The sequence below is a fragment of the Moorena sp. SIO3A2 genome, assembly GCF_010672265.1.
Classification (GTDB): Bacteria; Cyanobacteriota; Cyanobacteriia; order Cyanobacteriales; family Coleofasciculaceae; genus Moorena; species Moorena producens.
The window spans coordinates 91,248-98,363 of record NZ_JAAHHC010000027.1 but is presented as its reverse complement, the minus strand read 5'-3'; the positions used below and the strand labels follow the sequence as shown (position 1 = coordinate 98,363).

7 protein-coding genes are annotated in these 7,116 nt (G+C 42.3%); 6 read left to right on the top strand and 1 reads right to left on the bottom strand.

Features of this window, described 5'->3' with window-relative positions; translation table 11 throughout:
• Nucleotides 1-157: 157 nt before the first annotated feature.
• A complete protein-coding gene (gene pstS, locus F6K64_RS25400; RefSeq protein WP_287266703.1) occupies nt 158-1,171 on the bottom strand; it encodes a phosphate ABC transporter substrate-binding protein PstS in 1,014 nt (337 codons plus the stop codon).
• 573 nt (nt 1,172-1,744) lie between these two features.
• Between pstS and F6K64_RS25395 the strand changes: the two genes are divergently transcribed.
• From F6K64_RS25395 to F6K64_RS25365, 6 genes are all read left to right on the top strand, one after another.
• A complete protein-coding gene (locus tag F6K64_RS25395) occupies nt 1,745-1,921 on the top strand; it encodes a hypothetical protein (RefSeq protein WP_287266701.1) in 177 nt (58 codons plus the stop codon).
• A 266-nt stretch (nt 1,922-2,187) separates the two neighbouring features.
• Nucleotides 2,188-2,922, top strand: a complete 735-nt coding sequence (locus F6K64_RS25390) for a GIY-YIG nuclease family protein (protein WP_287266700.1) — start codon at nt 2,188-2,190, stop codon at nt 2,920-2,922.
• Between the two features lie 563 nt (nt 2,923-3,485).
• On the top strand, nt 3,486-3,734 hold the full coding sequence (locus F6K64_RS25385; RefSeq protein WP_287266699.1) for a hypothetical protein: 249 nt from the start codon (nt 3,486-3,488) through the stop codon (nt 3,732-3,734).
• A complete protein-coding gene (locus tag F6K64_RS25380) occupies nt 3,731-4,447 on the top strand; it encodes a peptidoglycan-binding protein (protein WP_287266698.1) in 717 nt (238 codons plus the stop codon). The genes F6K64_RS25385 and F6K64_RS25380 overlap by 4 nt, the downstream gene beginning before the upstream one ends.
• Nucleotides 4,448-5,045: 598 nt before the next feature.
• Nucleotides 5,046-6,101, top strand: a complete 1,056-nt coding sequence (locus F6K64_RS25370) for a DUF389 domain-containing protein (RefSeq protein ID WP_083373903.1) — start codon at nt 5,046-5,048, stop codon at nt 6,099-6,101.
• Nucleotides 6,102-6,379: 278 nt separating this feature from the next.
• Nucleotides 6,380-7,084 carry a DUF488 domain-containing protein gene (locus tag F6K64_RS25365; protein ID WP_287266697.1) on the top strand — a complete coding sequence of 235 codons (705 nt, stop codon included), beginning with the start codon at nt 6,380-6,382 and terminating at the stop codon, nt 7,082-7,084.
• Nucleotides 7,085-7,116 lie beyond the last annotated feature (32 nt).

Below are 7,116 nucleotides of genomic sequence, written 5' to 3'. Positions count from 1 at the left end.
GCATCTTGGTGGAACGGGCATCTTGGTGGAACGGGCATCTTGGTGGAACGGGCATCTTGGTGGAACGGGCATCTTGGTGGAACGGGCATCTTGGTGGAACGGGCATCTTGGTGGAACGGGCATCTTGCCCGTTACAATAACCCACCCTACTCCACTACTATGAACCAACGGTGATGTTTTGATTCACTGCTTGAATGGCTTGGCGAGCAATATCCTCTGGAATCCTGGTGTACCCTAGTTCCCCGTTGAGGTCCTGACCTTTAGTGAGAATCCAATTAACCATATCTTTTATCCCCTGGGCTTTGGCCTGATTGGGGTACTTCTGGTACAGTAGCAGCCAAGTTAGACCCACAATTGGATAACCATCGGCTGGATCGTTAAGTTTGAGGGTGAAGTCCTGGTTAAACTCCACATTGACCAGCCCTTTACTGGCTTGGTCAAGGCTAGGCTTGATATAGCGACCCTCTTGATTTTCAATCCTAGCGCTAGGGAAGTTGTTTTCTACAGCATAATTAGCCTCTACATAGCCAATGGCACCGTCAATCCGCCGCACTTCCCCAGCTACTCCACCATTTTGAGGACGGCTTGAGAAGACCTTGAAGCCCCAATCTGGTGTTGGGCTAGGTTTGATCAGACCATGGGTAATCGCACTCAAGTACTTGGTGAATATGAAACTGGTACCGCTACTATCTGAGCGCACAACAACTTTGATGTCTCTTCTGGGCAGGTAAGTGTTAACTTGCTTCCAATTACCAATTTGACCAGTAAAGATTTTCCCTAAAGTATCGCGAGATAGTCTGACAGAAGTCACTACACCTTGGAGATTGTAAATGACTGACACAGCTCCCCCCGCTGTTGGCACCATTTGCAAGCCCCGTTTCATCTGACTTTTTTCCTCATCGGTTGGGGGCATATCAGTGCCAGCGAAATCAACAGACTCGTTAATGAATTCCTCAATACCAGTACCACTGCCAATGGTACTGTAATTTACATTAACGCTGGTTTCTTGTTGGTATTGGGAAAAGTAACGCTGGTAAAGGGGTTGGGGAAATGAAGCACCGGCACCAAACAATGGTATTGCACTTGCTGCCTTGAGTGAAATTAATACAATGGCAACTGTAACTGTTAAGGTTATCAATGTCCGACGGGACTTGATTAGAGTTAAAATCATTATATTAATTCTCATAGTAATGAGGTACAAATTTTAGGGTTTTATGGTTTTAGGGAGTAGGGAGCAGGGAGAATGGAGCAGGGAGTGAGGCTACGCTAAGCGAACGTAAGAGGTAATAGGTAAGATGCAAGAGGCAAGAGGCAAGAGGTAATAGGTAAAAAATCCTGTGTACCTCATAGCTATAATAAAAGCTATAGTCTAGAAATATTAAGGATAATTCAAGGGGTAAGCTATCAGCTAATGCGCTACGCGCACCCTATGGGAATAGCTTATGGTTATGGGAAAACCATGACGTTTAAATTTTTGTTAAGTGATTTGGATTAGCTCCGACCGCACCTTAAGTGAAGCAGGGATGATAGTTGCTGGAGTTATGGGATTGGCCAAAAGGCCACGCTACGCGATCGCTTTTGTAAATGTTGCGTAGCTGGAGTTATGGGATTGGCCTTTTGGCCACGCTTCGCGATGAAGCTTCGCTTCCGCTAAAAGCGATCGCATCCTCCTCTACCAGATGTTCGTGATGGGGGGTGATATAACCTCTGAAAATATCAAAAACACTGGCATGTCCAGTAAGCGATGGGAAAAGGTGTTGAACAGGTAGGTATTATAACCAACAATTACATCCGATGGAACTATGCCCACTTCCTCGACTATGCCGCCGATCGCATCTTCCTACAAAAAGTAGGAGGAGGTTACATCTTTATCCACCGGATGCTGATGGAACACTTTGCCGATATGAAGCTTGAGAATTAACAGGTTACTATAGCATTTTGATTTGATATGTCAACAATAATATCAACCAGTATTTGATCAGCCGATTGTTATTTTAAAAACTATGTTAATTTCTAATACATTGTTTCCTCATTCCCAGGAAAATTATTAACAACAAGCCTGATCTATAGTAGAACCTGAATATCGCGTAGTGTTGGCTGTGCCGATCTAACCTTTTTGTAGTTTTCCGGAACGCATCCTTTAACTCTTGTAGATCCTCTTGAATTTTCCAAGAGGGTGATTACCAATTGACTCAGCAAAAAATCGAGTACGTTTCCTTGATTGAGGAGCTTAAAGGCAATCAACAGCCGACTGGGTTCTACAAAATTGTAAAAACTTCAAGTAGACCGGAGGAAAGACTAGCTCAACTGAGGACTTCAAGTACTTATGATCTTGAGGTTTACTCTTTGATCCGCTGCTTGGACTCTAGTGGAGTAGAAAAAGATCTTCATCGCAAATTTAAAGATTTTAAAAATTTTCAATCGAAGCGGAAAGGTAGAGAATGGTTCGATTTCAGAAACTACAACATTCATGAGGTTGTCGAAGAGATAAACTCATCTGTTAAAGATACTGCTCCTCCTGAACCAGGAGACTCTAAAGGGAATCCGATCGTCGGAGCACTTCTGTTGCTACCACTATTGGGTATTGTTATTATTAACAACCAACCTAGTCTTACAAAAGACCAAAGGAACTATCATGCCGCGAATAATGTTTTTAGTAGTAAAAATATGGATGCATTTGAACAGTATACTCAGGCTCAAGAGAAATTTCAAAAATTGGCAGACTCTTCTAGTCATAAATGTGTAAAAAAATATGGTGAGGATATGGTTGCCGTCATTTATGAATCTAAAACTTTTTTGAGGAGTACTGGGGGAGATTACCGTCAAGCTTGGAAACTATTTGAATCTCTCCGGGAACAAGTATGGCCAAAACAACCTGTCTGTAAGAAAATAATGGATGATATAGATAAGAAAAATAATTAATTAATTATTTTTTCGGTAAAACTTGGATTTGCAGCGATTGCCGTCTCTTAGTTATGATTGCAATCGCTTTTCTCTTTTGCCTGTTCAACACATCTGGCACGATCTTTAATTATATCAAATATAATCACTAACGAGTCCTTTAAAAAGTACCCCCAAGGGTACTGTCAAAGGATTATTGTATTGCTCATAATCAAAATAGCACTGAAATATTATTGCACCTAAATAGTTAGGGTAGGCAATTATTCCACTCTAAGATTAAGCTAGGGATAACTTAATATACCCTTCAGCTATTAGCTATCAGCTATCAGCTATCAGCCATTCGCGTAGCGTGGCCTTTGGCCAAGGCATGTGGCCAGACTACGGGAAAAGTTTATGCCCATAGCGCAAAATACTTGAGCTGCTTTTGAATAAAATAAGCTGACGGCTGATCACTGACGGCTGTTCGCGGAGCTTGCGCGTAGCGCTATATTGCCGAAGCTACGGCTAGTGACAGTGGTGCAAGATTTCAGGGAAAGCAACTAAAGTAAACCATTGAGTTAGGTATATATCCTAAATTTATAGTGATGGCAGACTATAGCAATCTCGAAAGCAATCTCGAATCAGAACAAACAGAACATGCAGATTTTTGTGAGCATTGTCACCAAATTAACCTGATAGATAATCAACTTGAAACCCTGATCCAGACACAAGCGATCGCAAAAAATCGATTAACCACTGTTCGACAGGCTCCTGGCTGCTCTACTTCTGTTCTGCGGGGACTAGACCAGCAGCTGATTGATGAAATGAAAGCATTGCACCCAATAGCTTGGTGAGTTTTGCCGACCTAGATGTGGCTAATGGTCCAGCAGTTCACCCTTTCCTTCAGGCAGCAGCTCAGCAGTCCCTGGCACGGGCAATTAAGGCTCGTGGTCGCACCCTTTCGGTAAATTCTGGTTACCGAACTATTGCTCAGCAACTAATGCTATTCAATCATGGTAAAGTTAGACGGTGTGGTATTCGTTTGGTGGCCCCTCCTGGTAAAAGTGATCACCAACGTGGTTTAGCAATAGATATCAATGACGATCAAGGCTGGAGACCTTATCTAGAGCGGGAGGGTTGGAGGTGGTTTGGACCTGCGGACAGACCTCACTTTGACTATAGGGGCAGAGCAAGACGAGACCTAGGTCGTCTTGCTATAAAAGCGTTTCAGCGACTCTGGAACCAATATAATCCGGACAAACCCATTGCTGAAGATGGGATTTTCGGACCAAATACTGAAGCGCGACTAAATCAAGCCCCCATAGTTGGCTTTGGAGAAACTAACGAATCTCTTCCAGAAAGAAGACTCAGCCTGACTAAACCTTATCTCGAAGGTGATGATGTTCGCGAAGTTCAGGAAGCTTTAGTTAAAGCAACTATTATGCTCGAGGTAGATGGCGTTTTTGGTCCGGCTACTGAGGAAGCTGTTAAGGAATTCCAGAAGCTAAAGGATTTAACAGTAGATGGAATTGTCGGAGCTGCAACTCGGTCGGCTCTGGGATTGTGAAGTTATAGCAACAGAAGTATAGTTGACGACATAGTATTTGCGTTTAAAGGAAACAGGGCATAGGGAATAGGAAATAGAAATATGTCTTAATCTTTACTTCGACTGCTATATTTGTGAACTTATTATCTCTCTTCTGCCTAGAGTGACAGAAGAGAGATAAAATCAGATGAGTAAAATTAGGATTAAGTCTACAAACTAGTTAAAGGTATCAACTACTAAGCCGAAGCCAGTGCTTGCGATCGCTTCTGCTTGTGCCTGCACTCGTGCCAACAGTTGAGAGCCTCAGATCCGGACATCAACCGGTAAATTGCGCTGATTAACTCACCCACATAGCTTAGAGCACTAAGGGTTACCGATCCAGTTATTAAGATTAGTAGCCAATTGATCAATAACTGTTGAATTAGTGAAAAAATAGAATTCATTGACAATCGTCTCATTTAATAGTAATGACTGGTAGGAGCAGTAACGTTACCTAATGATTATCCGATCTACCAGTCAGATTGTGAAGTCGTTAATTATACCTTACTTAGTGTCAATTGTCAATACCTGTTGGTGAAAGATAATTTAGCTCAATAGTCGGGAGCATCGTCTATTATCTATGGAAAAGGAAAACCAAAAGAATCAAAAGAATCAAAAGACTAAAACTAGAGTCTCCAAAACCTTGAATCTTTTCAGGAACTTTGGCTTAAAGGCAATTCCAATTATGATGGTAAGGAATTCTCTGGTTGAGGAATCAGAACTTACCCTCAATTTCTTAGTCTTAATCATTAGCTCTTGCTTAATTGCTACATTTGGACTAGTGCTCGACAGTGCTGCGGTGATTATTGGAGCGATGATTATTGCTCCTCTGATGTTGCCTTTAAGAGGATTGTCCTTTGCTACCTTGGAAGGAGATTGGCAACTGTTACGGAGTAGTTTTGTTTCCATTGCTGTAGGCACCGTACTGGGGATAAGTTGTTCTTGGTTAGTTGGTACAGTTATCGGATTCCCTGAATTTGGAGCCCAAGTTTTAGCAAGAACTCAACCTAATCTGATTGATTTACTAGTTGCGATCGTGGCCGGGGGAATTAGTGGTTTCTCTAAAATTCGTCCGTCTTTAGAAGATGCGGTACCAGGGACAGCAATTGCAGTAGCCCTCATGCCTCCCCTTTGTGTCGTTGGGTTAACCCTATCCCAGGGAGAATGGGCCTATAGTCAGGGCGCATTTCTCCTCTATATTACTAACCTGATTGGGATTAACCTAGCTTGCATGATCGTCTATGTCTTTAGCGGGTATGCTCAGAGTACTGAACTCAGCCGGTCTTTAAACTGGGGATTCTCGTTAGTGCTGATTGCTGTATTAGTCGTGCCCCTAGGACTTACCTTTTGGGACGTGCTTGAGCAAGGAAGAGTTGAGGAGCCAGTTCAGGAATTGATTAATAAGAGTCGAGTGTTTAACAAACCAGGTATAACAGAAGTTTCTACTTGGAAGATCAATCGGAAAACTAATCCTCCTTCTATCGAAATGGATATCCGTTCAACAAAACCGATTACATCGGAACAGGTACAGAGGTTTGAGGATTCGGTTAATATTAAGCTAGGTAAACCCTTTAAAGTGAGAGTTGAGGTTACTCCATTTATACCAGTGGAATCGCCTAATCCTAAACCTAATTAACTTGAATTGGAGTAAGCATTCAGCTGTCAGTGGTCAGCTGTCAGCCTAATGCTTACAGCGGTTTTAAATTCGGTCAGGTACAAAGTTATGGGTTTTAGGGAGCAGGGAATCGGGAATCGGGAATCGGGAATCGGGAATCGGGAAAAATACTGTGTACCTCACTTATGATTATAATTGCTATAATTTGAGCATAGTTTACCTTAGTAAAACGGATCAAGTGATATTTATTTGATGACATAAAAGGACACAAATAATGGCAATAATGGAGCTTTTTGGGGATGATTAGTAAAATTAGTAATACTGGTAGTAATACTGGTAAATTATTCACTATTGGTCATTCTAATCTCAGTATTGAAGATTTTATTGCTTTACTGAAGCAGCACGAAATTACGGCGGTGGCTGATGTGCGATCGCATCCTTACAGCCGTTACTTACCTCATTTTAGTCAAGCCCCCCTCAAGGCGGAACTATTGTCAGCAGGAATTCGCTATGTCTTTCTGGGTAAGGAGTTGGGGGCAAGACCGGCTGATCTCAGTTGTTATGTTGGTGGTAAAGCGTTATATGAAAAAATTGCCGCCACTGACCTGTTTTCAGCGGGTCTTAAACGGGTAATTCAAGGGGCTGAAACTTACCAAATTGCCTTGATGTGTGCTGAAAAAGACCCGATCACTTGCCATCGGACAATTTTAGTCTGCCAACATTTAGTGAAATCCGGTTTAGAGATTAATCATATTCTAAATGATGGCAGCTTAGAGTCCCATCAGGAGTTAGAAGAAAGGCTGCTCAGCTCTCATGGGTTAAGTGATTCCCAAATCAATCAACCGAAGCAACTTTCCCTATTTGATGACCCGACATCTATGGATAACTGGGAGAATTGCTCTCGGGAGGATAGACTTAAGGAAGTTTATCATAGGCAAGGGGATACTATTGCTTATCAAGTAAGCAGTCAGCAGTCAGCAGTCAGTGGTCAGCCTAATGCTTGAAATAAACCTTTCGTAGGGTGGGCATAGCGCTA